Below are 24,694 nucleotides of genomic sequence, written 5' to 3' on the forward strand. Positions count from 1 at the left end.
CCATGTTCACCGGCATCATTACCGACATCGGCACCGTTCGTTCGCGCGAGGATCGCGGCGACACGCGGCTGGTCATCGCCACGGCCTATGACACCAGCACGATCGACCTCGGCGCATCGATCGCCTGTTCGGGCGCGTGCCTGACCGTGGTCGACAAGGGCCGCGATGGCGACGGCAACTGGTTCGCGATCGATGCGAGCGCCGAAACGCTCGCGCGCACTGCGCCGGGCATGTGGGACGCGGGCCGCCGCCTGAACCTTGAGCGCGCGCTGAAGGTCGGCGACGAGCTCGGCGGGCATATCGTTACCGGGCATGTCGATGCGGTGGGATCGATCGTGTCGGTCGTGCCCGTCGGCGACAGCGTGACGGTGACCGTTGCGGCGCCCGCCTCACTCGCGCCGCATATTGCGCCGAAAGGTTCGATCACCGTCGATGGCGTGTCGCTGACCGTCAACGACGTCACCGATCAGCCCGATGGCAGTGCGCACTTCACGCTGAACATCATCCCGCACACGCAGGCGATGACGACGCTGGATGAGGCGGCGGCGGGGCGTCCGGTCAATCTGGAGATCGACATCCTCGCGCGCTATCTGGCGCGGATGCAGGCGCGTTCCTGATACGTCGTCCCCGCGGAGGCGGGGCCGCTATCGGCGTGGAGCAGGTTGCCAACGGTCCCCGCCTTCGCGGGGGTGACGCTCAACCCTCGACCCAGCCCGCCGCCAATTCGGGATCCATCGCGATCATCGAGCGTCGCATCGCCAGCCGACCGATACGCAGCAATTCGGCCTTGCGCCGCGCCGGGGCGAGGTTGCAGCTTGCCGCTTCGCGCACCACCGCCGCGCCATAGCGGTCGGCGATGATCAGTCCCGATGTTGCCGGGCGATAGCCTTCGGTTTCGAGGATTGCAGGGTCCAGCCCTGATGCCAGCGCCCAGTAGAAGCGGTCGCACCAGTCGCAATAGTCAGGCCATTTGCCGTCGCCGTGCAGGTCGGCGCGGCTGACCTTGATCTCGACGATTGTGATGTTGCCCTTGGCGTCGATCGCGGTGAGGTCGGTGCGACGCCCGTTGGGCAGCGGCACTTCGGGGATCGCAACCAGCCCCTGCTGCGCAAACAGGCGGCACACGCCGCGCGCGACATCGGCGGCGGTGATGACATCAATCGACATGGCCGGACATCTGCATGATGCTGGACGCGATCCAAAAGCCGTAGCCCTGAGCCTGTCGAAGGGCGCCTATCCGATAAGCGCCCTTCGACAGGCTCAGGGCTACGGTTTCAATCCAGTCGTCGGCAGACGATCAGAACGGAACGTCGTCGTCCAGATCGTCGTCGAAGGGCGGACGTCCGCCGCCTCCGCTCGAACCGCCGCCAAAGCCGCCGCCGGACGATCCGCCCGAGCCGCCGCCCTGGTTCCAGCCGCCACCCGAGCCACCGCCCGAACCGCCACCGCTGCCCCAGCTATCCTCGCCGCCACCGCCGCGCGATCCGCCGCCGCCACCCGGCGCGCCGTCGAGCATGGTCAGCGTGCCGCCCATGCCCGCGATCACCACTTCGGTGGTATATTTGTCGTTGCCGTCGCGGTCCTGCCATTTGCGCGTGCGCAGGCTACCCTCGATATAGACTTTCGAGCCCTTTTTCAGATAGCGTTCGACCACGCCGACCAGCCCGTCGCCGTTGATCACGACATTGTGCCACTCGGTGCGCTCCTTGCGCTCGCCGGTCATGCGGTCCTTCCACTGTTCGCTCGTCGCGATGCGGATATTGGCGATCTTGCCGCCATTCTGGAACGACTTGATTTCGGGATCGGCGCCGAGGTTGCCGATGAGAATTACCTTGTTGACGCTGCCAGCCATGCCGCTCCGCTCCGCAATAATGTTGGAAGGATCAGCCTAGTCCAAAGGCAACGGCTGTCCAGTAAGTGATACCTGCTGCGGCATAGGCGAGCGCGAACAAATAGCCAACCATGAACAGCGGCCATTTCCATCCGTTGGTCTCGCGCCGGGTGATCGCAATCGTCGAGATGCACTGCGGCGCGAACACGAACCAGGCGAGGAACGCGAGCGCGGTGGCGATGCTCCAGCGGCCCTGCAGCCGTTCGCTCAGCGATTGCGCCATCGCTTCCTCGTCGTCGCCCGCCTCGATCGCGTTTGCGGTAGCAAGCGCCGACACAGCGACCTCGCGCGCCGCCATTGCCGGGATCAGCGCGAGCGCGATGTCGTGGTTGAAGCCGATCGGTTTGACCACAACCTCCAGCCCGCTCGCGATGCGACCGGCGATGCTGTAATCGACCTGGCTTTCGGCGCTGCCCTCCGGCACTTTCGGATAGCTCAGCAGCAGCCATAGCGCGATCGTGGTCACAAAGATGATCGTCCCGGCGCGGCGCAGGAAAATCCACGCACGTTGCCACAACGCAATGCCGACATCGCGCAGCCGCGGCCATTGGTAGCGCGGCATTTCCATCATGAAGCCCGCGGCATTGCCCTTGGCGACGGTGCGGCGCAGCACCAGCGCGACGACCAGCGCGCCAACGATGCCCGACAGATACAGGCCGAACAGCACGAGGCCTTGCAGGCCGACGGGCGATCCGCCGACATTGCTGTTCGGAATGAAGGCGCCGATGATCAGCGTGTAAACGGGCAGCCGCGCCGAACAGGTCATCAGCGGCGCAATCAATATCGTCGTCAGCCGGTCCTTGGGGTCGGGAATCGCGCGCGTCGCCATGATCCCGGGGACGGCGCAGGCGAAGCTGGAGAGCAAAGGGATGAAGCCGCGGCCCGACAGCCCGACCTTCGCCATGATGCCGTCCATCAGAAAGGCGGCGCGGGTCATGTACCCCGACGCCTCGAGCAGCAGGATGAACAGGAACAGGATCAGGATCTGCGGCAGGAAGACGATCACCGACCCGACCCCGCCGAGGATGCCTTCGATGATCAGCCCGCGCAGGAAACCGTCGGGCAGCGCGGCATCGACCGCGCCCTGCAGGGCGCCGATGCCGCCCTCGATCCAGCCGATCGGTGCTTCGGACCAGGCATAGACGCCCTGGAACATCACGAACATCAGCGCGAGCAGGATGAGGAAGCCGAGGGCGGGGTGGAGCAGCACGGCATCGACGCGCTGGGTCCAGCGGCGCACCGGGGTTTCGGACAAGGTCGCGGCGCGCGCGATCGCCCGCGCCCGCTGGTGCAGCGCGGCGTCGGAGGGGGGCGGGGCGGATTGCGCCGTGGCCTGCGTCTGGTGCGACAGGATCGCGCCGTCGACCGCGGCGAGCAGATCGGTCAGCCCGCGCTTGCGCACCGCGACGGTCGGGACCACCGGCACGCCGAGCTCTTGCGACAAGCGCTGCGGGTCCAGCACCAGCCCGTCGCGCTCGGCGAGGTCGAGCATGTTGAGCGCGACCACCGTCGGCAGCCCGAGCGCGATCAGTTCGAGCGCGAAGCAGAGATGGTTGTCGAGGTTGGCGGCATCGACGACGACGACCAGCGCATCGGGGCGCCGTTCGCCCGCCTGCTGGCCCAGCACGACGTCGCGCGTCACCGCCTCGTCGGGGCTGGCGGGGGTCAGGCTGTAACTGCCGGGCAGGTCGACCAGCGCCAGCGGCCGCCCGTCGGCAAAGCTGGCGTGCCCCGCCTTGCGCTCGACGGTCACGCCGGGATAATTGGCGATCTTTTGCCGCGCGCCGGTCAGCGCGTTGAACAGGCTCGATTTGCCGGCGTTGGGATTGCCGACCAGTGCGATCGTCGGGATGGCGCCGGTCATGATGCGGTGGACGCCACTTCGATCATCGCCGCCTGGCGCGCGCGGATGATGACCTGCATCCGCCCGATCGCCAGCGCCAGCGGATCGCGCGAAAACAGGCTGCCGCGGTGGAGCGGGGTGACTTCGATCCCTTCCATCAACCCGAATTCGCGCAGCCGTCGCCCTTCGTCATGCGACATGGCGTCCCAATCGATACGGGATATACGGACGGCGACGCCCAATGGCGCGGAGTCGAGCTTCGAGTTCATTTGCGAGCGATTATCAATAACACCGGGGGAGCGCCAGTGCTTTATCGTGTCGCTATCGCCCCGGATAGCGCAGCCGCCCGACAAAGCGCGCAAGGCTGGGGCGTTCGGTGATGCGCGATGCGCGGCGGTATTTCCAGCTTTCGAAGCGCATCACCTGGTCGATCCGGCGCGCGAGGAAGGCGCGGGTGTCGGCGTAACCATCGCTCTCGTCGTTCAGGAACACCGCCATCGTCGATGCATAGACCGCGCCGAGGATCGCGCGCTTGCTGTAGTGATTATAGTCGGTCGCGGTGTCGCCCGCGAGCCGCCACATCGCGTCGGCGCTGCGCCAGCCGAGCTTGGCCGCGAACGGCACGTTGGTGGGGAGCGCCAGCAGCGCGAGTGCGCGGCGCAGCGATTCGCGGTCGGGGGCGAGCAGGTCGAGGCGCGTTTCGACCAACGTCGTGATGCGCTCGCGGATCTTGAGCGCCGCCAGCCTGTCGGCGGGCCATTTCGCTGCCATGCGATCGTCGATGTCGGCGAACCACGCGTCGACCATGTCGCGCCCGCCGCCGGGAAAGGCGAGGCTGGCGACATCGGGATCGACCGCGGCGCGGCGCGCGGCGTCGGCGAGCGCCGCAGCGCTGAAGCCATCGAACGCCGCCGACGATGCGATCAGCGGCGCCAGCGCGGCGCGAATCTCGTCGAGGGTCGGATCGGCGGGAAGGATCGAAGCCATCGGATTTAGATAGGCGGCGCGCGGCGGTTCGGCAACCGGATCAGCACCAGCGCCGCTCCGACCATCATGCCGCCGAAAATGTCGATGGGGCCGAGCAGCTCGCCGAATGCCAGCCAGCCCGCGAGCGCGGCCACTGCGGGCTGGACGAGCAGGGTCAGTCCGATCACCAGCGGTGAGAAGCGCGGCAGCGACCAGGTCATCAGCCCCTGCCCGATGATCTGGCTGGTCAGCGCGAGCAGGATCAGCGGGGTCCAGTTCTGCGGCATGATCGCCTCGCCCAGACCGAAGGCCGTGCCGAACAGGATCGGCACGCACACCACCGACGAAATCGCGAGCGCGGTCCAGGGTTCGAGCGTGCCGCGCACGCGCCGCATCAGGATGACATAAACCGTGTAGAGCACCCCCGCGAGCAGACTGAGCAGGTCGCCGACCAGATAGGCGGGCGACAATTCGTAGCTCTGCCCCATGAGCAGCGCCGATCCGGCAAAGGCGAGCAGGATCGCCAGCGCCTGCCACCCGCGCGGCCAGCTGCGCGCAAGGAAGATGCCCCAGATCACGAGCAGCAAGCTAGCACAATTGCCGAACAGCGTCGCATTGGCGACCTTGGTCTGGAGGATGCCGATGTGCCAGGCGACGAGGTCGAGCGCGAAAAAAATGCCCGCGGCGCTCGCAACGACGATGGCGTTTCGGGGCGGCATGCGCCCGCCGCTCTCGCGCCACGCCAGCGCGAGCAGGAAGGGCAGGGCGATCGCCATGCGCCAGAATGCCGACGCGGTCGGCCCCGTGTCGGCGAGGCGGACGAGCAGGGCGCCGACCGACAGCGAGATATTGCCCGCGAGCAGCGCCAGAAACGCCCAGCGTCCGGCGACCGGGATCGGACGTTCGTCTGGGTCGAGGCTTTCGATCTTGGCTGTCATTTAGATTTTCTTTTGATACTGACCATTGTGCAGGCACCGCAGCGTCCATAGCTTTGCGGGCCATAGCGGCGCCCCGATCGGTCGTCGCCGGAAATTTGGAACGTGGAGGATTTATGGCCGTATCGCTTTTCGACCCGATCAAGCTGGGCGCCATCGAGGCGCCGAACCGCATCATCATGGCGCCGCTGACCCGCGGCCGCGCCGGGCCGGGCTTTGTCCCCAACGAACTGGCGGTCGAATATTATCGCCAGCGCGCCTCGGCCGGACTGATCATTTCCGAAGCGACCGGCATTTCGCAGGAAGGCCTCGGCTGGCCGTCGGCGCCGGGGCTGTGGACCGACGCGCAGGTCGAAGGCTGGAAGCCGGTAACCGATGCCGTCCATGCCGCGGGCGGGCGGATCATCGCGCAGCTGTGGCATATGGGCCGCCTCGTCCATTCGGTGTTCAACGACGGCAAGCCGCCGGTGTCGGCTTCGGCCACCGTCGGCGCCGGGCGCGCGCATACCCCTGTCGGTCGCCGCGACCTGGAAGTTGCGCGTCCGCTGGAACTGAACGAGATCCCCCGCGTGATCGCCGATTATGTCCACGCCGCCGAAAATGCCAAGAAAGCGGGGTTCGATGGGGTGCAGCTGCACGGCGCCAATGGCTATCTGATCGATCAGTTTTTGCGCGACAATTCGAACCTGCGCGACGATGATTATGGCGGCCCGGTCGAAAACCGCATCCGCCTGCTGCGCGAAGTGACCGAAGCGCTGACCGGCGTCTGGGGCGCCGGCCGCGTGTCGGTGCGCCTGTCGCCCAACGGCGAAACGCAGGGCGTCGACGACAGCGCGCCCGAAAAACTGTTCCCGGCGGCCGCCGCCGCGCTCGACGCGCTCGGCATCGCTTTCCTCGAACTGCGCGAACCCGGTCCCGACGGGACGTTCGGCAATACCAATGTACCCAAGCAGTCGCCCGCGATTCGCAAGGCGTTCAAAGGCCCGCTGATCCTCAACAGCGACTATGACGTGGCGAAGGCCGAAGCGGTGCTCGCCGAGGGGGTTGCCGACGCGATTTCCTTTGGTCGTCCGTTCATCGGCAATCCGGACCTCGTCGAACGGATCAAGAGCGGCGCCGCATGGGCCGCGGATAATCCGCAGACCTGGTACTCGCCGGGCCCCGAAGGTTACACCGACTATCCGGCGTTGGTGGACGCGTAAGCTGTGTCGATCCTCCCCGTGGCGCAGCCATGGGGAGGTGGCAGCCTCAGAGAGGCTGACGGAGGGGCATTGGCGCGCGGTCGGCGCCCCTCCACCACCGCCTGCGGCGGCGGTCCTCCTCCCCATCGCTTCGCGACAGGGAGGATCAGCTAACCCTTCTCCGCAATCGCCTTGTCGACAATCCCTGCGCCCAGCGGACCGAGGATGTTGCTGCCGAAACGGAACAGCAGGAAGGCGCCGACGAACAGCAGGATCGGCTGGATGATCAGCGCGACGATCGCGGCGGTCAGCAGCACGAAAAACAGCGTCACAAATCCGCCGCTCAGCGTCTGCTGACCCTTTGGGCCAAGCTCGATCGTGCGCGGCCCCTTTGCATCCCACCATTTGCCGGTGACTATCGTCTTGCAACCGCCGCGCTGCGGCGCCGGACGGCTGGGGACGCGCGCCGGGGTTGGTGCGGTGTTCGGTGTCGGCGCCGGCGGGTCCTTTGGCCCGTTTGCCCACGGCCGTTTGCTCGGGTCGGTGGCCGCGCCGCTGCTGCGTTGTCTGGTGGGGGCAGGCGTGGGCGGCTGGTTCGGCGCGGGCCGCGCGCTCAGCCCCGATTCGGCCCGCGCTGCGGCTGACAGGTCGGGTGTCTGGCTGGGCCGTTCGGGGCGGATCGGTTCGACGCCCAGCTGGCGATCGTGAATTTCCATGCGCTCGGCGGCGCTCAGCGGCGTCTGGCCGGTTTCCCGGTCGATCACCACCAGCCGTCCGCCGCGCTCGACGACGGAAAAACGACTGGGGGGCGGGCGATCAACCAATGCCGAATTGTTCCTTCAGGGCCAGCATGGCGATCGCGGCCTTCGCCGCTTCGCCGCCCTTATCCTTGCGCGTCTTGTCGGCGCGCGCAAGCGCCTGTTCCTCATTCTCGACGGTCAATATGCCGTTGCCGATCGCGAGCCCGTCGAGGGTCAGCGCCATGATGCCGCGCGCGCTTTCGTTCGACACCACCTCGAAATGATAGGTTTCGCCGCGGATCACGACGCCGAGCGCGACATAGGCGTCAAAGCGCCCGCTGTCGGCGGCAAGCGAGATCGCCGCGGGCACTTCGAGCGCGCCAGGCACCGTCACCGTCTCATGGCTGTGCCCTTCGGCCTCGAGCGCGCTGCGCACGCCGTCCAGCAGCATGTCGTTGAGGTGCGAATAGAAACGGGCTTCGACGATCAGGACGTGCGCCATGTCATGCTTCTCCGGGGATCGAGCGTTCGCCGACGACCGACAGACCATAGCCCTCCAGCCCGACGAGATTATTGTGCGACGGGGTCAGCAATTCCATCGCGTGGACGCCGAGGTCGGCGAGGATCTGCGCGCCGATGCCATAGGTGCGAAGGTCCATGCCGCCGGTCGGCGGCGGGGTCGCTTCGGCCTCGGCCGATCCGGGCAGTGGGCGCATCAGCATGACGATCAGGCCCGATCCGGCTTCGCCGATTGCCTCCATCGAGCGTTGCAGGCGGCGCTTTTTCGGCCCCGGACGCCCCATGATGTCGTCAAAGATCGACACCGGGTGCATACGGACCAGCGTCACCCCGGCGGGATCGACCGCGCCCTTTTGCAGCACCAGATTAACGCTGCCGTCGATCTTGTTGCGATAGGATTTCAGCCGCCAGTCGCCGCCATAATCCGATTCGAAAGGCTCGTCGGCGACGCATTCGACCAGCCGGTCGTTACGGTGGCGATAGGCGATGAGGTCGGCGATCGTCCCGATCTTCAGCCCGTGGCGCCGCGCGAAGGGAATGAGGTCGTCGAGCCGTGCCATCGAACCATCGTCGTTCATGATCTCGCAGATCACCCCCGACGGGTTGAGCCCGGCGAGCCGCGCGATGTCGACCGACGCCTCGGTGTGACCGGCGCGCACCAGCACGCCGCCATCGCGCGCGATCAGCGGAAAGACGTGGCCGGGGGTGACGATATCGTCGCGGCCCTTCGATGCGTCGATCGCGACGGACACGGTGCGCGCGCGATCGGCGGCGGATATACCGGTGGTGACCCCCTCGCGCGCTTCGATCGAAGTGGTGAAGGCGGTTTCGTGGCGGGTGCCGTTGGCGCGGCTCATCAGTTCAAGGCCGAGCTGGTCGACGCGCGCCTTCGTCAGCGTCAGGCAGATCAGCCCGCGACCATGCGTCGCCATGAAATTGACCGCGTCGGGGGTCGCCATCTGCGCCGGAATGACCAGATCGCCCTCATTCTCGCGGTCCTCGTCGTCGACCAGGATGAACATGCGGCCGTTGCGCGCTTCGGCGATAATCTCTTCGGGCGTCGCCATCGGCGACAGGTCGCTGCCGTGCGCCAGCCAGTTTTCCAGCTTGCGCAATGTTTCGGCGGTGGGATTCCAGCCGGGCGATTCGAGGTCGCGCAGGCTGTTGGCATGCAGCCCCGCCGCGCGGGCAAGGCCCGACCGCGACATGCTGCCGTCATCGACGATGGCGCGGATGCGCTCGATAAGCTGTGTGGACATGATCGGCATGTCTCACACTACAATGTGATTGTCAATCAGGGAATCACATTGATCCCGTCAGTTCGGGCCGAAGCTCGGCCCGAGATCGCGAACCGGACCATCGGGCTTGGCTTCGAGAATCGCCGTCAATTGCCCGGTGCGGTCGTCGCGCTTGGCGTAGTCGCGCGCCGACATGCCGGTGACATGATCGGCCTTGTCGGGGTTGGCGCGGTTGCGCACGAGCAGGCGAACCATGGCGACATTCTTGGTCTGCACCGCCAGAATCAGTGCTGTTTCGCCGCGCCGATTGGTCTGATCGACGGGCGCCTTGGCGTTCAGCAGATCCTGCGCGCCGTCGGTGAAGTTGAGCAGCGCGGCGTGCATCAGCGGGGTCATGCCCTGGCGATCGGCGATCGCCGGATCGGCATCCTTGGCGAGCAGAAAACGCAGCCAGGTCGCGTCCCGGCGCTTGGCGACGATCGCCAGCGCGGTCTCGCCGGTGTCGGCATTGCGCGTGTTGATCAGCGTTGCATCGTCTTTCAGCGCTTCGGTCGCCTTGGTCCCGTCGCGGTTTTCGACCGCCTGCAAAAAGGCGTAGCCGCCGCGGAACTGCGCTTGCGCCGGGCCATGGAGCAAGCCGGTCGTGGCGACGAGCGCGAGAGACAGGGCGGCGATGCGGAACTCCGCGCGTCGGAACATGATCGGGGTGACCCTTGGCAAGCATCGGCGCGACATCGCGACGACAATAGTTGATTTTCGCGGCTTAGCCGACCAAGGCTGGCCGCATGATGAATATTGCGAATATGGGACAAAAGCTTGTCCGTGCAAGCCTGATCGTCGCTTTCGGCGCGATGCTGGCTGGATGCGGCGGTCCCGTCGATGCGCCGCCCGCGACCCCGCCGCTCGAAGGGGCGCGGATCGGCGGGCCCTTCACCCTCACCGACCAGAATGGCAAAACGGTCCGCGACAGTGATTTTGCGGGCAAATACCGCCTCGTCTATTTCGGCTACAGCTTTTGCCCCGACATCTGCCCGGTCGACCTGCAAAAGCTGATGCGCGGGCTGGCCGCTTTCGAAAAGGCCGACGCCGCGCGCGGGGCCAAGGTCGCGCCGCTGTTCATCACCGTCGATCCGGCGCGCGATACCCCCGAAGCGCTGAAGCCGTTCGTGGCGCGCTATCATCCGCGCCTGCTTGGCCTCACCGGCACCCCCGAACAGATTGCCGCCGTCGCGAAGGCCTTTGTCGTCACCTATAACAAGGTCGATGGTTCGGCCCCCGACCGCTATTTGATGGCGCACAGCCAGCTCGCCTTCCTGATGGACCCCGCGGGCAAGCCGCTGGCGCTGCTGCCGCTCGACGATCCGTCGACCGATGCCGATGAAGGCGCGCCCGCAGCGGTTGCCGCCGATCTGGCGAAGTGGGTCAAATGACCGCGGATGCGGCGCCGCCCCCCTTTTGGGAAGCGCCGCTCGCCAGTCTCGACGCGGGGCAGTGGGAAGCGCTGTGCGACGGGTGCGGCAAATGCTGCCTGCACAAGATCGAGGATGAAGATACGGGGCGCATCTATCCGACCAATGTCGCGTGCCGCCTGCTCGACCTGACCACCGCGCGTTGCGGCGATTACAAGCATCGCCGCCGCCATGTCCCCGATTGCCTGACGCTGACCAAGGCCAAGGTGACTGATATCGAATGGTTGCCGCAAAGCTGCGCCTATCGCCTGCGCGCCGAAGGCGAGCCGCTCCCGGCCTGGCATTATCTGGTGTGCGGCGACCGCGACGCGGTGCACCGCGCCGGGCAGTCGATTGCCGGCTGGACGGTCAGCGAGAATGTCGCGGGACCGCTGGAAAATCATCTTGTCGAACGCGTGGTTTAATTCGCGCGCCGAGGCGCCGTACATCCAGGTCGGCGACGACGCCTGGCCGGCGCGTGTCGTCCAGCACGCGCAATCGCGGCGCTACCGCCTGGTATTCGACGCCGCGCGCGGCCAGTTGCGGCTGACCGTGCCGCGGCGGACAAATATCCGCGCGGCGCTGAAATGGGCGAGCGAGCAGCAGGCGTGGCTGGCCGAACAGGTCGGCAAGGCGGCGCTGCCGGTCATCGTCGGTCCGGGCGCTTCGGTGCCGTTCCGGGGTATCGATCGCCGGATCGAATGGCTGCCCACGGCGCCGCGTGCAATCGCAATGACGCCCGATGCCCTCCACGTCGGCGGTCCCGCCGAAACCGTCGGTCGCCGCGTCGAACGCTGGTTGAAAGCGCAGGCGCTCGACCTGCTCGACCGCGAAAGCCGCGAGATTGCCGCTGGGGCAGGGCTGGCGGTTGGCCGTGTCGGGGTCGGCGATCCGCAGAGCCGCTGGGGGAGCTGCACCTCGGGTGGTGATCTGCGCTATAGCTGGCGGCTGGTCATGGCGCCCGACCATGTCCGCCGCGCAACCGTCGCGCACGAGGTCGCGCATCTCGAACATATGGACCATGGCCCTGCCTTCCATGCGCTGGTCGACGAGCTGCACGACGGTGATGTTGCCGCCGCCCGCGGCTGGCTGCGCCGCGAAGGGCGCAGCCTGCACCGCTACCGCTTCGTGGCCTAGACCTTAGTTGAACTCTGCGGGTGGCGGTCGCTGCGCGGGCGCCTTTGTCGCGGGCGGTTGCCCCTTGGGCACCGCGCCATTTTTGGGCGCCGCGCCGGGCTCGCCGGGGCCGCGCCGCCCGGTCTGCTCCTCGATCCACTGCTGATCGAGCACCGGGCCGTCTTCGGGCGCGGGCGCGGGTGCGGCGCTTTCGGGCGGTCGCATGTCATAGGGCAGCTCGATCGGCATGCCATTTTCGTCGACCAGCGCGCCTTCGCCGGGTTCGCCCATATAGGCCTCGTCCTCGTCCTCGAGCTGCCATTCGGGCAGCACGACTTCGGTGTCGAACGCCTCGACCGGGCGCCGCGCCACCGCGACGCGCATATAATCGGCAAAGGCCTGCGCGGGCGCGCGCCCGCCTTGCAATCCGCCGACCGCCTTCGCATCGTCGCGGCCCATCCAAACGCCGGTGGTCAACCCGCTCGAAAAGCCCAGGAACCAGCCGTCCTTGTTGCTCGACGTCGTGCCGGTCTTGCCCGCGACGGGGCGGCCGATCTGCGCGGCGCGGCCGGTGCCGGTGTTGACCGCGGTCTGCAGCAGGTCGGTGATCCCCGCCGCGACCCAGTTATCGACCAGCACCTGCCCGCGTTCCGCGGGACGCTGATAGAGCAGGCGTCCGTCGGCGGTCGTGACCTTGGTGATCGCATAGGGTTCGACCGAAATGCCGCCGCGCGATACCGCGGCAAAGGCGGCGGCCATGTCGATCACCCGCACTTCGGCGCTGCCCAGAACCATCGACGGATGGGTGTTGACCGGGGTGGTGATGCCGAACCGGCGCGCCATGTTGGCGACCGCGGAAAAACCGATTTCGTCGCCGAGCTTCGCCGCGACGGTGTTCACCGAATAGGCAAAGGCGCTGCGCAGATCCATCGGGCCGGCGAAGCGTCCCGACGAGTTGCGCGGCGACCAGCCGTTGATCGTCACCGGTTCGTCGACCACCGGGTCGTCGACCTTATACCCGGCCTCCAGCGCCGCCATATAGACGAACAGCTTCCACGCCGATCCCGGCTGGCGCAGCGCCTGCGTCGCGCGATTATAGTTCGACGTCACATAATCGGTGCCGCCCACCATCGCGCGCACCGCACCGTCGCGGTCGAGCGAAACCAGCGCCCCCTGCACCCCGCGCGGCGTATTGGCCTGGATCGCCGCGGTCGCCGCGCGCTGCATATTGAGGTCGATCGTGGTGTAAACGTCGAGCGCCTCGCTGCCTTCGTCGATCAGCATGTCGAGCTGAGGCAGCGCCCAGTCGCTGAAATATCGCGCGCTGTTCTGCCCGGTTTCCTGTGCCAGCTGGACGTCGGCGGGTTTGGCACTGTCGGCCTGGCTCTGGGTGATCACCCCGGCGTCGACCATCACGCCCAGCACGACCCCCGCGCGGCCGAGCGCAGCGGAGGCGTCGGCGGTCGGTGAATAGCGCGACGGCGCCTTCACCAGCCCGGCGACGACGGCGGCCTCGGACAGCGACATTTCGGTCGCGCTATGGCCAAAGAAACGGCGCGACGCGGCATCGATGCCGTAGCTGCCGCCGCCGAAATAGACCTTGTTGAGATAGAGTTCGAGGATCTCGTCCTTCGAAAATTTCCATTCGAGCGCGAGCGCGAGGATCATTTCGCGGGCCTTGCGCTTGAAATCATAGCTGTTCGACAGAAAGATGTTGCGCGCCAGCTGCTGGGTGATCGTCGAGGCGCCCTGCAGGCGTCGTCCGCTGCCGCGATTCTGGACCGCAACCACCGCGGCGCGCGCCATGCCGACCGGGTCGAGCCCGGGGTGATAGCGAAAGCGCCGGTCCTCGACCGCGACCATCGCATCCTGCATCACTTGCGGCGTTTCGCGCAGCGTCAGCCAGCGCCCGTAATTGGGGCCGAGCGACAGGAACACGGTGCCATCGGCGGCGCGGACGCGGATCGTCTGTCCGGCAGGCGATTTCTTGAGCTCCTCGAAACTCGGCATGCGCTGCACGGCGATACCGACGGCGACCGCCAGCGCGACGAGCGCAACGACCGCGAGCGCAAGCCCCCAGCGGAAAATGCGGCGCACCCAGACGCGAAAGCGCGACGGCGCGGCGTCGGACGTGCCGCTCCGGCTAGTGGACGATGGCGATTGTTTCGACGAAGCCTGCTCTCTTTCGCGGCGCAAAGCCCGTATTCCTTCCCTCGCTTCGCCCCTGATCTCTCAGTCCGGTGGCAGCGTTTCAGCCTTCGCCGGTCTCAGCCTCATCCGGCCCGCGCTCGGCGAAGTCAAGCGCCGCGCTGTTGATGCAATAGCGCAGCCCCGTCGGGCCGGGGCCATCGGGAAAGACATGGCCGAGATGGCCGTCGCATTTGGCGCAGCGCACTTCGGTGCGGACCATGCCGTGGCTGGTGTCGGTCAGTTCGGTCACCGCGTCGTTTTCGGCGGGTGCAGTATAGCTCGGCCAGCCCGAGCCGCTGTCATATTTGGTGCGGCTGTCGAACAAAGGTTCGCCGCATCCGGCGCAGCGATACAGGCCGTCGCCCTTGTGGTCGGTATATTTGCCGGTGAAGGCGCGTTCAGTGCCGCCCTCGCGCAGCACATGGTGCGCCATCGGGTCGAGGGGTCTTTGATCGGTCATGGCGGATTTCTCCTTGGTGCGAGCCAGTCTTGGGCGGCATCGCGGTTCGCCCGCAATATCGTGTCGAACCCGCGATCCCGCAAGGGGGAGCTGCTCAGCCGTCGCCGATGCGCGTCGCGCGCGAGGCCGCGCGCACCAGTGAAGGAAAGGCGTTCGCGAGCGATGTCAAACTGCCCGCGGTCCGGGGGTTTTCGCCGAGCCGCCAGACGGTGCTCGCGATGGCGAAGGGCCGCCGCAGGCGCGCCGCCAGCGCTTGTTGGAACGCGGGGGCGGCATCGCTGCCGCCGCGCCGCCACGCTGTCACCGCCGCGTCGCCACTGGCAAGCGCCAGCCCCATGCCCTCGCCCGCGAGGCTGGGGATCACCCCCGCCTGATCGCCGAGGCGGAACAGTCCGGGCGCGGTATCGGCGGTGCGCCAGCCATAGGGGACGTGGCCGATCGCATCGATGGATCGCGACCAGTCGGCGAAGGCGCACCGCTCGCCAAGGTGCGGATGTGCGGCGCCGAGAGCCCGAAGTAGCGCCGCGGGATCGCCGCCCGCCGCGTCGAGCCGCGATTTGTGCGTGGCGAGGCATAGATTGGCGCTGCCATCCTCCTGCCGCACCAGCCCGGCATAGCCGCGGTCGAACAGGTGCAGCTCGACCGCGTCGCCGATCAGGCGATCGAGCGTAGGGTGCGGCGGCACCCGCAGCCGCAAGCCCATGACGGGGTCATGTTGCTGCCATGCCGCGGGTTCGCGCGCCTGGCCGCGAAAGCCATGCTTGCCCGACGCCAGGAACAGCGACGGCGCCGAAAGGGTCGCGCCGTCGCGCGTCTGCACGGTCTGGCCGTCGATCATTGTCGCATGGACGCCGCGCCGCATATCGGCCCCCGCCGCGACCGCCGCCGCCTGCAGGACAGTGTCGAGGCGGCGGCGCGACACCCCCAATGCGGCTTGTGGAAGGTCCGTCTCGCTGCGCCGCGACCCGGCAAACAGCCGCACCCGCGTGACCGGCTGCCCGCCGAGCGCGGCGCGATCGATCCCCAGCGCATCGAGCCGTGCCAGCGAATGCCAACTCAGGAAACCCCCGCACAGCGCGTCGTCGGTTTCGCGTGTCCTCTCGAGTAACTGCACGGCGGCGCCAGCGCGCGCCAGTCCGATTGCCGCGGCGGCACCCGCGGGTCCAGCGCCGATGACGATCGCGTCGGTCACCTGATCCGCTCGACGCAAAGGCGATAGGGAAAGCTGCGAAAGATACGCGCTTCGGCGGCACTGTCCGGTAGGGCGTCCGCCAGCATCGCCCGCCATTCGGCGCGGCGAAAGCTGCGACCGACAGACAGCTGGCCATCGCGGCGCACGATCGGATCGACCCACGCGAGCGCCGCGAGCAGCGGATAACCGGCAAAGGGCAGGCGTTGGCGGTGGAGGTCGTTGACCAGCCAGCCGCGCGCACTCTCGGTGTCCATGAAACGCAGGAATTCGGTGCGCTCGGCGGCACGCATATGGTGGGTGACGAGGCTGGAGAGGATGATGTCCCACCCCTGCCCGGCCAGATCGCGGTAATCGCCGGTGATCAGCTGGGCGCGCCCGCCGACCCGTGTTTTGGCGACCGGGGCGCTATTGGGGTTGAGATCGACCCCGACCAGATCGAGCGCGACCCCGCGCTTGCTCCCCCAGCGGGCGATCCGCGCCAGCATGTCGCCGCTGCCGAAACCGACATCGAGAATCCGCCATGGTCTTGTCCCGACCCCACGCGCTGCAACGCGATCCAGAAAGCCCAACGTCGGGCGCGCCGCCAGCGTCAGCGCGTTGATCCGCGACAGGTCGGCGAGCACCCGGGCGTAGCGCGCGGGGGCGAGCTCGGCCGCGTCCATCTCCTCCTCCGCGTCGATCGGCGCGTGAAGGCTGGTGAAGGGGTTCATGCCGTGAAGCGGATCGCTTCGGCGGCAAGGCCCGGGCCAAAAGCGATCGCCAGCCCCTCGCCCGTCGCCCCGCGTGCCATCATGTCGGCGAGCACGAACAATATCGTCGCCGACGACATATTGCCAAAGCGCGCGAGCACTGCGCGGCTGTCGGCGAGCGCCGCCGCCGGGACGCCAAGCGCCGCCTCGACCGCGTCGAGCACCGAACGCCCGCCCGCATGGACGGCGAGCAGCGGCGGCGGGCTCCCGGCGCCGAACAGCCGGCTGCGAACATCGGGCGCCGACAGCGCATCGCGCAGCCGCCCCGGCACTTCGCCCGACAATTGCATGGCAAAGCCGGTGTCGCCGATGTCCCAGCGGATCAGATCGGCGCTGTCCTCCAATGCCAGGCTGGCGCCCTCGCCCAATGCCAAACCGACGGGATCGGCGGACACGATTGCCGCCGCGGCGCCGTCGCTGAACTGGAGCATCGCGAGCAGCGGCTCGGGCGTGTCTTCGAGCTGCAGGTGCAGGGTCGACAATTCGACGCTGACCACCAGCACGACCGATTGCGGCTCCGACCGCACGATATGCCGCGCGGTGCGCAGCGCGGTAACCCCGGCGTAGCAGCCCATGAAGCCGATCAGCACCCGCTCGACCGTCGGCGCGAGGCCGAGCCGCCGCGAAAGGATCTGGTCGATCCCTGGCGCGACAAAGCCGGTGCAACTCGCGACGACGATATGGGTGATCCGCGCCGCATCGAACGCGTCGCCCAGCGCGGCAATCGCCTGCATCGCCAGCTCGGGGGCATGGTCGGCATAGGCGTGCATCCGCGCCGACGTCGGCGGCAGCCCGGCGACGTCGTAGAACCCGCCCGACGCGACCGGCGATCCGCCGTCGGATGTGGGGGGCAGCACCGACCAGCGATGCTCGATCCCCGACCGCGCGGTCATCCGCGAAAAGACCGCGCGCACGCGCTCGTCGGCCAGCCGCGGGGTCGCCCAGTCGATAAAGGCCTGGTGGATGTCGTGGCCCGGCACCGCGGTGGCGAGCGCGTTCAGCCGGGGGGACGGCGGGAATGTGGTCATCGCGCACATGTGGCCGAAAAGCCGGAAACTAGCCAGCGATTAGCGGTGCGGCCATTTTACGCGGGATTAACCATGATGATGCTAAGCGGTCCGCTGTGAAACTGCGCCTTTTCCTTGCCTTTGCGCTGACCAGCCTCAGCGTACCCGCGGCGGCCGCACAATGCCTGCTCTGCGCGCCCGACAAGCCGACCAGCGCCGCGGCGCGCGAGGCCGAGGTGCCGCTGCGCGTCGAGGTCGAAACCCGCCTCGACATGGGCCGCGTCGCGGTCGGCGCGATGGGCGGCGCGGTGACGGTCGATCCGGTCTCGGGCGCCCGCCGTCTGAGCGGCGACGTCGTCGATCTCGGTGGGTTCGCACTGACCGGTATCGTCACGGTACGCGGCGCGCCCGGCGCCGAAGTACGCGTCATCCTGCCGGCGAGCGTCGATCTGGAAGGCGGCCATGGCCGCACCGCGCGCGTCACCGACCTCGCCACCGACCTGTCAGCGGCCCCACGGCTCGGCCCCGACGGCAGCCTGCAATTCCGCTTCGGCGGGCGACTACAGATTGCGGGCGCCGACGACGGCGACTATCGCGGGCGGATTCCGGTGACGGTGGAGTATCAATAGGGCGGATGCAACGTCAGAACGCGGTCGTTCATTCTGCCGCGAGTGGCGGAGAGCCAGTGATTGTTCCTACCCAAAAGAATCCATCATAATTCGGTAGCGGATCGCCGTCGGTCGGTGAGGTAACGGAGATAAAGGGGCTGCGGTTCAAGTCCGCATTTCCCCGCATCGGATGCAGCCCGCACGTCGGCGCATCTTCGGTGAGAGACGTCTCGTCACGCGCAGCTGCCGTCGCTTTTCGGATGCAGGCCCAGCTGGTGCCAGCGGCGTACTGCATATTCAAGGTCAGGGTATTGCCGAATCCGTTCAGACGCGCGGCCATCGGATCGAACTGGACGCCATCCCAATTAACGCGCTGTTTTCCAGCATGAAAATTTCCCACGAGCACTAGGACGCGATCGTAATTTCCCTGTTCGGCTGCGTGCGCGATATTCTCGGCCTGCGCCGCTTCGTGGGGTCCTTGCCCCGCCAAATTGGCATAGCGCTTTGCTTGCGCTTCATCGCGATCGCCATTGAACGCGACGACGCCAATGGGCAGGCCTTTTTCTTTCAATTCGTGCAGATCCACCAGCATCGCGAACATCGCCTGACTGGCGACGCCATCCTGACGCCCCACCCAGCCGATCTTTGCCAGCGCCTTGCCGAACTGATCGCTCGGCAATTTCCACGCGGCTTGCAACGCGGCGTCGTCGGTCGCATCCTTCTCAACGGCCAACAGAATTCGCTCGCCCTTGGTGGCCAGTGCGCAGGCCAGACTACCGACGAAGGCCGGTGCTTGCTGGGTGCCGTGCAGCTCGCCAAAGACGATATAGCGCGGGTTTCGCCGTTCCGCTTCGTCCCATCCGTCGGGTTCGCGGCACCCCTCCGCTTGCGGCACCGGCGCGATCGGGCTTGCGCTCACTTGTCCCGGATCGGACGCCACCAAAAGCAACAGACCCGCCATCAGCGTCATAACCGCATCTCCAAACGCAAATCATCGGCTCGAGGCATAGTCCGGCTTTTACGGCGAGTGACCGGCCAAAATGACCTAGTTCCCCCGCGCCCCAAACAGCGCGGTCCCGACGCGGACGTGCGTCGCGCCCAGCATCACCGCGGTTTCATAATCGCTGCTCATTCCCATCGAGCGCCCCGGCAGGCCGTGGCGTTCGGCTAGCTCGTCTAGCAGGGCAAAGAAGGGCGCGGGCTCGATGTCTGCAGGGGGGATGGCCATCAGGCCGTCGATCGTCAGCCCCGCCGTCTCGGCTTCGGCGAGTAAAGCGGGCAGGTCGGCGACCTTGCAGCCACCCTTTTGCTCCTCGTCGCCGATGTTGACCTGTACGAACAGCTGCGGCTGCCTGCCCGCCTTGTCGCAGGCTTTCGCGAGTGCCTGTACCAGCGACGAGCGGTCGACCGAATGGATGGCATCGAACAGCGCGACCGCTTCGTCGGCCTTGTTCGATTGCAGCTGGCCGATCAGGTGGAGCATGATGCCGGGGGTTTCGGCGCGCAATTCGGGCCATTTCGCCGCGGCTTCCTGCACGCGGTTCTCGCCGAAATGGCGCTGGCCCGCCGCGATCAGCGGGCGGATTGCAGCGGCGTCGTGCGTTTTCGACACCGCGATCAGGCAGATGTCGGCCGCCTTGCGCTGCGCGCGCGACGCCGCGTCGGCGATTCGGGTCCGTACGTCGCTCAGTCTGTCCGCCGCGTCGCTCATCATTCTTCCGATCCCGGCGCGTTGCGTGCGCCCACGACGCGCCTATAGGAAGGGCGATGGTCCGACGCCACCCCCTGCCGCCGCAATGGCTGTTCAGCGACGAGCGGCTGGCCGTCGGCGTCGTTCGACTGGCCGCGTTGCTGCCGCCGGGCAGCGGGATCGTGCTGCGCCACGACAGGTTGAGCGCTGGCGCGCGCTGGCGCCTGTTCCGGCGGTTGATGCGAATGGCGCGGGCGCGGGGGCTATTGATTTTGCTTGCCGGGTCGCCCGCCATGGCGCGGCGCTGGGGCGCCGACGGGGTTCACCTCCGCCAGCATGATGCGCGCCGCGCGGTGCAGGCGCGCCGGCTCGGTCTGCTCGTGACAATGCCGGTGCATGACGCGCGCGAGGCGCGCGCCGCGCGCCGCGCAAAGGCCGACGCGGTCTTCATCTCACCGCTGCACCCGACACGCTCGCACCTTGGCGCCAAGGCGCTTGGCACAGCGGAGTGGTCGCGGCTGGCGCGGCTCGCGGGCGGCCAGCCGACCGCGCTGGGCGGAATGACGCTCACCCGTGCCCGAGCGCTGACCCGTCGGATGAGCGGCCTGAAACCCGGCTGGGCAGCGATCGATGCGTGGGAGAAAAAGGCGGCGCGGCGCGGAGTAAAGGCTGCGTCGCTATTTGGGTCAGAGCGAGTCGAAAATAGTGACGTTCCGTGACCCGGAGCGCAGCGCACTTAATGTGCGTGAGCACCGGAAGCGCGGAAGGTTGCTATTTGCAGGCCGCTATGGCCTGAATAGCGATGCAGCCTAGAAGCGGAAGGCGGTTCCGACATAGACCGCCTGGCTGTCGCGACGCGAGTCGGTCAGCGGTTCGACGCGGTCGTCGGCGCGGTAACGGACGCCGGCCGTGACATCGATATTCTTGGTCAGGCGATAGCTGCTGACCACATCGACCGCAGCGGCATCACCCGGTGCGGTGATGCGATCGGTCGCGCCGCTCGGGTCGGCGGGGCGGCTGATCATCCGCGTCGCAAAACGCGATTTCTTTTCGGCCTGTTCGGGCGCCTTGGCGACCGGCAGGTTCCTGAGGTCGGTCCCGCGCGGCAGCGTCGGGGTGACGAATTTTTCGAACCCGACCGACGCGCCCAGATTATAGGCGACGGGGGTGATCGCGATCGGCGCTGTGCGACCCGCGGCAATGGCCGAGGTGCGTGCGGCGCTCGATGCGTCGTCGCGCGCCCGAATCACAACAGTGATCGCGCGGTTCTTGCGGCTGTCATCGGTGAGCGCGGGCGTGAAGCTGAAGCTGCGGCGCTGTTCGGCCGACATCTTGGCATAGCGCGCGATCAGGCGGGGGTCGCCCGAAGCCGGGGTGAATTGACCCAGCAAAGTTTCGGACAAGGCGGTGTCACGGATGCGTTCCGAGCGCGACATGGCAGCGAGCGCAGGCGGCAAGGCAAGCGAAATCACCGCCAAAGCGGTGAGACTGCCCTTCCAAAAATGCCGCGGTTTCCGCGTCATGACCCTGCGACTCCAACCCCAAGTGATTCACGAGATAGGCTGCCTGCGACCATTTTGCCAGTGATTCCCGGCTAATTATTATGGCCAAACCGCTTTTCGATGAAATTGTTGCGCGATCACCACAGTCGCTCGGCGAATCTGACCAGAATCTGAACCGCGCCAGCGCCGAAATTGCCGCGCTTGCGGGGCGGCGGCAAGGGCGATAGAGACGCTGGCAATATCGTTCTGCGCGGCGCGGTTCTTGCGATCCGGCCACGCCCAAATAGATAAGGTGTTACCGGCATGTCCCAGCTTTCCGTCCTTGCTTCGCGTGGTCGCCGTCCGATCGCGTTCGCGCTGCTCGGGCTTGCCGCGCTTGGGCTTTCGGCATGCGCCAACAAGGATCGGCCGCGCGCCGACCTCGCCGCCAGCCAGGTTACGACGATTGGCGTCAACAGCTATTTGTGGCGCGCCTCGCTCGACGCGCTGTCGTTCATGCCGCTGCTCCAGGCCGATTCGTCGGGCGGCGTCATCATCACCGACTGGTACGCGAACCCGGGCAATCCCGGCGAGCGGATGAAGGTGACGGTGTCGATCCTCGACCGCGACCTGCGCGCCGATGCGCTGCGCGTTGCCGCCTCGCGCCAGGTGGCGCAGGGCACCGCATGGGTCGACGCGCCGGTCCAGGCAGCGACCGTTCAGAAGCTTGAGGAAATCATCCTCACCCGCGCCCGCGACCTGCGCCGCAGCGCCTTCAAGGACTAATCCGGCGGCGCGGGTTCGCGCCGACAACCAGACAAACGGGGTAACCGACAAATGACCCGCGAACCGCGCTTTGGCGCCCTCGCCGCTGACGCCCGCTGGCAAAAGGCGTGGGAGGCGGCGAACAGCTTTGCCACCACCGACAGCAGCGACAGGCCCAAGGCCTATATCCTCGAGATGTTCCCCTATCCGTCGGGGCGCATCCACGTCGGCCATGTCCGCAATTATACGATGGGCGACGTGCTGGCGCGGTTCAAAAAAATGACCGGGCATGACGTGCTCCACCCGATGGGCTGGGACGCGTTCGGGATGCCGGCCGAAAATGCCGCGATGGAAAAGGGCGTCCATCCGGGCGGCTGGACGCGCGACAATATTGCCGCGATGCGCGCGCAGCTGAAACGCCTCGGCCTCGCGATCGACTGGAGCCGCGAGCTCGCGACGTGCGAGCCCGATTATTATGGGCAGGAGCAGGCGCTGTTCCTCGACCTGTTCGCCGCGGGGCTGGTCACGCGCAAGGAAAGCTACGTCAATTGGGACCCCGTCGACATGACCGTGCTCGCCAACGAGCAGGTGATCGACGGCCGCGGCTGGCGCTCCGGCGCGTTGGTCGAAAAGAAAAAGCTGTCGCAGTGGTTTCTGAAGATCACCGACTTTGCCGACGATCTGCTCGAAGGGCTCGGCAGCCTCGACAAATGGCCCGACAAGGTGCGGCTGATGCAGGAAAACTGGATCGGCAAGTCGCAGGGGCTGGAATTCAGCTTTAAACTGGCGGGCGGCGCGCCGGGTTTCGACGTCTTCACGACGCGCCCCGACACGTTGTTTGGTGCCAGCTTCGCGGCGATCTCGCCTGACCATCCGCTTGCCGAGAAACTCGCGAAGGATTCGCCGGAGCTGGCGGCGTTCATCGCCGAATGCCGCCGTCAGGGCACCGCCGCCGAGCAGCTCGATACCGCCGAGAAAATGGGCTTCGACACCGGCATAGCGGTCGAACATCCACTCGATCCCAATTGGCATCTGCCGGTCTGGGTCGTGAACTATGTGCTGATGGACTATGGTACCGGCGCGATCTTTGGCTGTCCGGCCCACGACCAGCGCGACCTCGATTTCTCGCGCAAATATGGCCTGCCCGTTCACCGCGTGATCGCCGATGGCGACGAAACCGCCCAGCATTTCACCAGCGATGAGGCCTATACCGGCCCGGGCCGCCTCGTGAACAGCCACTTCCTCGACGGCATGAGCATCGACGAAGCCAAGGCGGCGGTCATCGCGCGCGCCGAGCATGAAGGCTGGGGCAAGGGCACGACTGTGTGGCGCCTGCGCGACTGGGGCGTGTCGCGCCAGCGTTACTGGGGGACGCCGATCCCGTTCATTCATTGCGACGCGTGCGGGACGGTGCCGGTCCCCAAGGGCCAATTGCCCGTCGTGCTGCCCGAGGATGTCGATTTCTCGATCCCCGGCAATCCGCTCGACCGCCATCCGACGTGGAAACATGTCGCTTGCCCGACCTGCGGCGGCGCGGCGGTGCGCGAAACCGATACGCTCGACACCTTTGTCGATTCGTCCTGGTATTTCCTGCGCTTTGCGAGCTCGCCGAGCGACCGGCCCTTCGACCCGGCGGTGATCCGCCGCTGGCTGCCGATCGACCAATATATCGGCGGCGTCGAACATGCGATCCTTCACCTGCTCTACGCACGCTTCTGGACGCGCGCGCTGCACAAGATGGGGATGATCGAAATCGTCGAACCCTTCGCCAGCCTGTTCACGCAGGGGATGGTGACGCACGAGACGTACAGCCGGTCGCAGGGCGAAGGCCTGCCGCCGATCTTTTTCACGCCCGACGAGGTTCGCCGCAGCGCCGATGGCGCAACGCTCGAAGCTGATGGCGCGCCGGTCGACGTCGGCCGCGTTATCAAGATGTCGAAGTCGAAGAAGAATGTCGTCGATCCCGACGCGATCCTCGACCAATATGGCGCCGACGCCACGCGCTGGTTCATGCTGTCCGACAGCCCGCCCGAACGCGACCTGCCGTGGAGCGAAGCGGGGATCGAGGGGGCGTGGCGCTTCGTTCAGCGTCTGTGGCGCCTGTTCGGCGAGACCGAAAATGTCGGTGATGGCGGTGAGGACTCGGGCCTCGCGCGCAAGCTGCACCAGGCGATCGCCGGGGTCGCCGCCGACATCGAGGCGCTGGGCTTCAACAAGGCGGTCGCCAAAATCCACGCGCTGGCGAACGACATCGAAAAGGCGAAACCTTCGGCGACGCGCGCGGAGGCGTGCCTGACGCTGATCCGCCTCGTCGCGCCGATGCTGCCGCACCTGGCCGAGGAAGCCTGGGCGGCGCTGCCCGAAGGTCGGCGCATCACGACGCTGATCGCCGATGCCGCCTGGCCGACCGCCGATCCGGCGCTGCTGGTCGACGATGAGGTCACCATCGCGATCCAGATCGCGGGCAAGCTGCGCGATACGATGACGGTGGCCAAGGGGCTCGACAAGGATGCCACCGAAGCGGCCGCGCTCGCGCGCCCCCGCATCGTCGAACTGCTCGGCGGTGCGGCGCCGAAGAAGGTGATCGTGGTCCCCGACCGGCTCGTGAACATTGTTGTCTGACGGGATTTGAGGGAACGAACCGCTTCATTTCCCGTTCGTGTCGAGCGAAGTCG

Annotated in this window: 27 protein-coding genes; 9 read left to right on the plus strand and 18 right to left on the minus strand. The window is 67.1% G+C overall.

The window, feature by feature from the left end; translation table 11 throughout:
* Positions 1-2 precede the first annotated feature (2 nt).
* Positions 3-617: a riboflavin synthase gene (locus SPYCW_RS16625; RefSeq protein ID WP_120217748.1), complete on the plus strand. Its 615-nt coding sequence runs from the start codon at positions 3-5 to the stop codon at positions 615-617.
* Between the two features lie 79 nt (positions 618-696).
* Here SPYCW_RS16625 and SPYCW_RS16630 read toward each other — a convergent pair whose 3' ends face one another.
* The 6 genes from SPYCW_RS16630 to SPYCW_RS16655 form a co-directional block, all read right to left on the minus strand.
* Positions 697-1,167 carry an MmcB family DNA repair protein gene (locus SPYCW_RS16630; RefSeq protein ID WP_120217749.1) on the minus strand — a complete coding sequence of 157 codons (471 nt, stop codon included), beginning with the start codon at positions 1,165-1,167 and terminating at the stop codon, positions 697-699.
* A 130-nt stretch (positions 1,168-1,297) separates the two neighbouring features.
* Positions 1,298-1,852, minus strand: a complete 555-nt coding sequence (gene ssb / locus SPYCW_RS16635; protein ID WP_120217750.1) for a single-stranded DNA-binding protein — start codon at positions 1,850-1,852, stop codon at positions 1,298-1,300.
* 31 nt (positions 1,853-1,883) lie between these two features.
* Positions 1,884-3,755, minus strand: coding sequence for a ferrous iron transporter B (feoB, locus tag SPYCW_RS16640; protein ID WP_120217751.1), 1,872 nt, complete (start codon positions 3,753-3,755; stop codon positions 1,884-1,886).
* Positions 3,752-4,003: a FeoA family protein gene (locus SPYCW_RS16645; protein ID WP_120217752.1), complete on the minus strand. Its 252-nt coding sequence runs from the start codon at positions 4,001-4,003 to the stop codon at positions 3,752-3,754. Before SPYCW_RS16645 ends, feoB begins: the two co-directional genes overlap by 4 nt.
* Positions 4,004-4,055: 52 nt before the next feature.
* Positions 4,056-4,721, minus strand: coding sequence for a COQ9 family protein (locus tag SPYCW_RS16650; RefSeq protein ID WP_120217753.1), 666 nt, complete (start codon positions 4,719-4,721; stop codon positions 4,056-4,058).
* Between the two features lie 5 nt (positions 4,722-4,726).
* The gene (locus tag SPYCW_RS16655; RefSeq protein WP_120217754.1) at positions 4,727-5,638 is read right to left on the minus strand and encodes a DMT family transporter; all 912 of its coding nucleotides are present in this window, start codon (positions 5,636-5,638) and stop codon (positions 4,727-4,729) included.
* Between the two features lie 113 nt (positions 5,639-5,751).
* On the opposite strand from SPYCW_RS16655, the gene SPYCW_RS16660 reads away from it, so the two are divergent.
* Entirely contained in the window at positions 5,752-6,837 is a 1,086-nt protein-coding gene (locus SPYCW_RS16660) for an alkene reductase (RefSeq protein WP_120217755.1), read from the plus strand.
* Between the two features lie 149 nt (positions 6,838-6,986).
* Here the strand turns inward: SPYCW_RS16660 and SPYCW_RS16665 are convergent, their stop codons facing one another.
* From SPYCW_RS16665 to SPYCW_RS16680, 4 genes are read right to left on the minus strand one after another with little or no spacing between them, the layout of a single operon-like run.
* Positions 6,987-7,640: a DUF2125 domain-containing protein gene (locus tag SPYCW_RS16665; RefSeq protein WP_145986002.1), complete on the minus strand. Its 654-nt coding sequence runs from the start codon at positions 7,638-7,640 to the stop codon at positions 6,987-6,989.
* Positions 7,633-8,058 (minus strand): 6,7-dimethyl-8-ribityllumazine synthase, encoded by a 426-nt coding sequence (gene ribH, locus SPYCW_RS16670; protein ID WP_120217757.1) that lies wholly within the window; start codon positions 8,056-8,058, stop codon positions 7,633-7,635. The genes SPYCW_RS16665 and ribH overlap by 8 nt, the downstream gene beginning before the upstream one ends.
* Before the next feature lies 1 nt (position 8,059).
* Positions 8,060-9,334, minus strand: a complete 1,275-nt coding sequence (gene ribB / locus SPYCW_RS16675) for a 3,4-dihydroxy-2-butanone-4-phosphate synthase (protein ID WP_120218367.1) — start codon at positions 9,332-9,334, stop codon at positions 8,060-8,062.
* Between the two features lie 57 nt (positions 9,335-9,391).
* Positions 9,392-10,012: an ankyrin repeat domain-containing protein gene (locus SPYCW_RS16680; protein ID WP_120217758.1), complete on the minus strand. Its 621-nt coding sequence runs from the start codon at positions 10,010-10,012 to the stop codon at positions 9,392-9,394.
* A gap of 86 nt (positions 10,013-10,098) precedes the next feature.
* Here SPYCW_RS16680 and SPYCW_RS16685 point away from each other — a divergent pair, with 86 nt between their 5' ends.
* The 3 genes from SPYCW_RS16685 to SPYCW_RS16695 are packed head-to-tail and all read left to right on the plus strand — an operon-like array spanning position 10,099 to position 11,898.
* Positions 10,099-10,743, plus strand: coding sequence for an SCO family protein (locus SPYCW_RS16685; RefSeq protein ID WP_171005203.1), 645 nt, complete (start codon positions 10,099-10,101; stop codon positions 10,741-10,743).
* Positions 10,740-11,186 (plus strand): YcgN family cysteine cluster protein, encoded by a 447-nt coding sequence (locus SPYCW_RS16690; protein WP_120217759.1) that lies wholly within the window; start codon positions 10,740-10,742, stop codon positions 11,184-11,186. Before SPYCW_RS16685 ends, SPYCW_RS16690 begins: the two co-directional genes overlap by 4 nt.
* A complete protein-coding gene (locus SPYCW_RS16695) occupies positions 11,167-11,898 on the plus strand; it encodes a M48 family metallopeptidase (RefSeq protein WP_232014743.1) in 732 nt (243 codons plus the stop codon). The genes SPYCW_RS16690 and SPYCW_RS16695 overlap by 20 nt, the downstream gene beginning before the upstream one ends.
* Positions 11,899-11,901: 3 nt before the next feature.
* On the opposite strand, the gene SPYCW_RS16700 is transcribed toward SPYCW_RS16695, so the two are convergent.
* The 5 genes from SPYCW_RS16700 to SPYCW_RS16720 all read right to left on the minus strand — a co-directional run bounded on the left by SPYCW_RS16700 (position 11,902) and on the right by SPYCW_RS16720 (position 17,496).
* Complete coding sequence (locus SPYCW_RS16700; RefSeq protein ID WP_172595535.1) at positions 11,902-14,073, minus strand: transglycosylase domain-containing protein; 2,172 nt, start codon at positions 14,071-14,073, stop codon at positions 11,902-11,904.
* Between the two features lie 55 nt (positions 14,074-14,128).
* Positions 14,129-14,527 (minus strand): peptide-methionine (R)-S-oxide reductase MsrB, encoded by a 399-nt coding sequence (gene msrB / locus SPYCW_RS16705; protein WP_120217761.1) that lies wholly within the window; start codon positions 14,525-14,527, stop codon positions 14,129-14,131.
* 94 nt (positions 14,528-14,621) lie between these two features.
* Complete coding sequence (locus SPYCW_RS16710) at positions 14,622-15,719, minus strand: NAD(P)/FAD-dependent oxidoreductase (RefSeq protein ID WP_232014744.1); 1,098 nt, start codon at positions 15,717-15,719, stop codon at positions 14,622-14,624.
* Positions 15,716-16,429 carry a methyltransferase domain-containing protein gene (locus SPYCW_RS16715; protein ID WP_232014745.1) on the minus strand — a complete coding sequence of 238 codons (714 nt, stop codon included), beginning with the start codon at positions 16,427-16,429 and terminating at the stop codon, positions 15,716-15,718. The genes SPYCW_RS16710 and SPYCW_RS16715 overlap by 4 nt, the downstream gene beginning before the upstream one ends.
* On the minus strand, positions 16,426-17,496 hold the full coding sequence (locus tag SPYCW_RS16720; protein ID WP_443029451.1) for a type III polyketide synthase: 1,071 nt from the start codon (positions 17,494-17,496) through the stop codon (positions 16,426-16,428). The genes SPYCW_RS16715 and SPYCW_RS16720 overlap by 4 nt, the downstream gene beginning before the upstream one ends.
* A 95-nt stretch (positions 17,497-17,591) precedes the next feature.
* Between SPYCW_RS16720 and SPYCW_RS16725 the strand changes: the two genes are divergently transcribed.
* Positions 17,592-18,104, plus strand: coding sequence for a DUF4402 domain-containing protein (locus SPYCW_RS16725; RefSeq protein WP_232014746.1), 513 nt, complete (start codon positions 17,592-17,594; stop codon positions 18,102-18,104).
* Between the two features lie 28 nt (positions 18,105-18,132).
* On the opposite strand, the gene SPYCW_RS16730 is transcribed toward SPYCW_RS16725, so the two are convergent.
* Complete coding sequence (locus SPYCW_RS16730) at positions 18,133-19,053, minus strand: hypothetical protein (RefSeq protein WP_120217764.1); 921 nt, start codon at positions 19,051-19,053, stop codon at positions 18,133-18,135.
* A 75-nt stretch (positions 19,054-19,128) separates the two neighbouring features.
* A complete protein-coding gene (locus tag SPYCW_RS16735) occupies positions 19,129-19,794 on the minus strand; it encodes a YggS family pyridoxal phosphate-dependent enzyme (protein ID WP_120218372.1) in 666 nt (221 codons plus the stop codon).
* A 56-nt stretch (positions 19,795-19,850) separates the two neighbouring features.
* On the opposite strand from SPYCW_RS16735, the gene SPYCW_RS16740 reads away from it, so the two are divergent.
* A complete protein-coding gene (locus tag SPYCW_RS16740) occupies positions 19,851-20,492 on the plus strand; it encodes a thiamine phosphate synthase (RefSeq protein WP_120217765.1) in 642 nt (213 codons plus the stop codon).
* A gap of 90 nt (positions 20,493-20,582) precedes the next feature.
* Here the strand turns inward: SPYCW_RS16740 and SPYCW_RS16745 are convergent, their stop codons facing one another.
* On the minus strand, positions 20,583-21,296 hold the full coding sequence (locus tag SPYCW_RS16745; protein WP_120217766.1) for a hypothetical protein: 714 nt from the start codon (positions 21,294-21,296) through the stop codon (positions 20,583-20,585).
* 282 nt (positions 21,297-21,578) lie between these two features.
* Between SPYCW_RS16745 and SPYCW_RS16750 the strand changes: the two genes are divergently transcribed.
* Both SPYCW_RS16750 and leuS read left to right on the plus strand, forming a co-directional pair.
* A complete protein-coding gene (locus SPYCW_RS16750; RefSeq protein WP_120217767.1) occupies positions 21,579-22,040 on the plus strand; it encodes a DUF3576 domain-containing protein in 462 nt (153 codons plus the stop codon).
* A gap of 51 nt (positions 22,041-22,091) precedes the next feature.
* Positions 22,092-24,641: a leucine--tRNA ligase gene (leuS, locus tag SPYCW_RS16755; RefSeq protein WP_120217768.1), complete on the plus strand. Its 2,550-nt coding sequence runs from the start codon at positions 22,092-22,094 to the stop codon at positions 24,639-24,641.
* Positions 24,642-24,694 lie beyond the last annotated feature (53 nt).

Origin of the sequence: Sphingopyxis sp. EG6, from assembly GCF_003609815.1 — a bacterium.
Lineage (GTDB): Bacteria > Pseudomonadota > Alphaproteobacteria > Sphingomonadales > Sphingomonadaceae > Sphingopyxis.

Coding starts and splice junctions, on each gene's coding strand:
- SPYCW_RS16685 (WP_171005203.1), top strand. CDS start 10,099: ATGATGAATATTGCGAATATGGGACAAAAGCTTGTCCGTGCAAGCCTG.
- SPYCW_RS16715 (WP_232014745.1), bottom strand. CDS start 16,429: ATGAACCCCTTCACCAGCCTTCACGCGCCGATCGACGCGGAGGAGGAG.
- SPYCW_RS16720 (WP_443029451.1), bottom strand. CDS start 17,496: ATGACCACATTCCCGCCGTCCCCCCGGCTGAACGCGCTCGCCACCGCG.
- ribH (WP_120217757.1), bottom strand. CDS start 8,058: ATGGCGCACGTCCTGATCGTCGAAGCCCGTTTCTATTCGCACCTCAAC.
- SPYCW_RS16625 (WP_120217748.1), top strand. CDS start 3: ATGTTCACCGGCATCATTACCGACATCGGCACCGTTCGTTCGCGCGAG.
- SPYCW_RS16735 (WP_120218372.1), bottom strand. CDS start 19,794: ATGAGCGACGCGGCGGACAGACTGAGCGACGTACGGACCCGAATCGCC.
- feoB (WP_120217751.1), bottom strand. CDS start 3,755: ATGACCGGCGCCATCCCGACGATCGCACTGGTCGGCAATCCCAACGCC.
- SPYCW_RS16655 (WP_120217754.1), bottom strand. CDS start 5,638: ATGACAGCCAAGATCGAAAGCCTCGACCCAGACGAACGTCCGATCCCG.
- msrB (WP_120217761.1), bottom strand. CDS start 14,527: ATGACCGATCAAAGACCCCTCGACCCGATGGCGCACCATGTGCTGCGC.
- ribB (WP_120218367.1), bottom strand. CDS start 9,334: ATGTCCACACAGCTTATCGAGCGCATCCGCGCCATCGTCGATGACGGC.
- SPYCW_RS16650 (WP_120217753.1), bottom strand. CDS start 4,721: ATGGCTTCGATCCTTCCCGCCGATCCGACCCTCGACGAGATTCGCGCC.
- SPYCW_RS16730 (WP_120217764.1), bottom strand. CDS start 19,053: ATGACGCTGATGGCGGGTCTGTTGCTTTTGGTGGCGTCCGATCCGGGA.
- SPYCW_RS16750 (WP_120217767.1), top strand. CDS start 21,579: ATGTCCCAGCTTTCCGTCCTTGCTTCGCGTGGTCGCCGTCCGATCGCG.
- SPYCW_RS16680 (WP_120217758.1), bottom strand. CDS start 10,012: ATGTTCCGACGCGCGGAGTTCCGCATCGCCGCCCTGTCTCTCGCGCTC.
- SPYCW_RS16740 (WP_120217765.1), top strand. CDS start 19,851: ATGGTCCGACGCCACCCCCTGCCGCCGCAATGGCTGTTCAGCGACGAG.
- SPYCW_RS16745 (WP_120217766.1), bottom strand. CDS start 21,296: ATGACGCGGAAACCGCGGCATTTTTGGAAGGGCAGTCTCACCGCTTTG.
- SPYCW_RS16660 (WP_120217755.1), top strand. CDS start 5,752: ATGGCCGTATCGCTTTTCGACCCGATCAAGCTGGGCGCCATCGAGGCG.
- leuS (WP_120217768.1), top strand. CDS start 22,092: ATGACCCGCGAACCGCGCTTTGGCGCCCTCGCCGCTGACGCCCGCTGG.
- ssb (WP_120217750.1), bottom strand. CDS start 1,852: ATGGCTGGCAGCGTCAACAAGGTAATTCTCATCGGCAACCTCGGCGCC.
- SPYCW_RS16690 (WP_120217759.1), top strand. CDS start 10,740: ATGACCGCGGATGCGGCGCCGCCCCCCTTTTGGGAAGCGCCGCTCGCC.
- SPYCW_RS16630 (WP_120217749.1), bottom strand. CDS start 1,167: ATGTCGATTGATGTCATCACCGCCGCCGATGTCGCGCGCGGCGTGTGC.
- SPYCW_RS16645 (WP_120217752.1), bottom strand. CDS start 4,003: ATGAACTCGAAGCTCGACTCCGCGCCATTGGGCGTCGCCGTCCGTATA.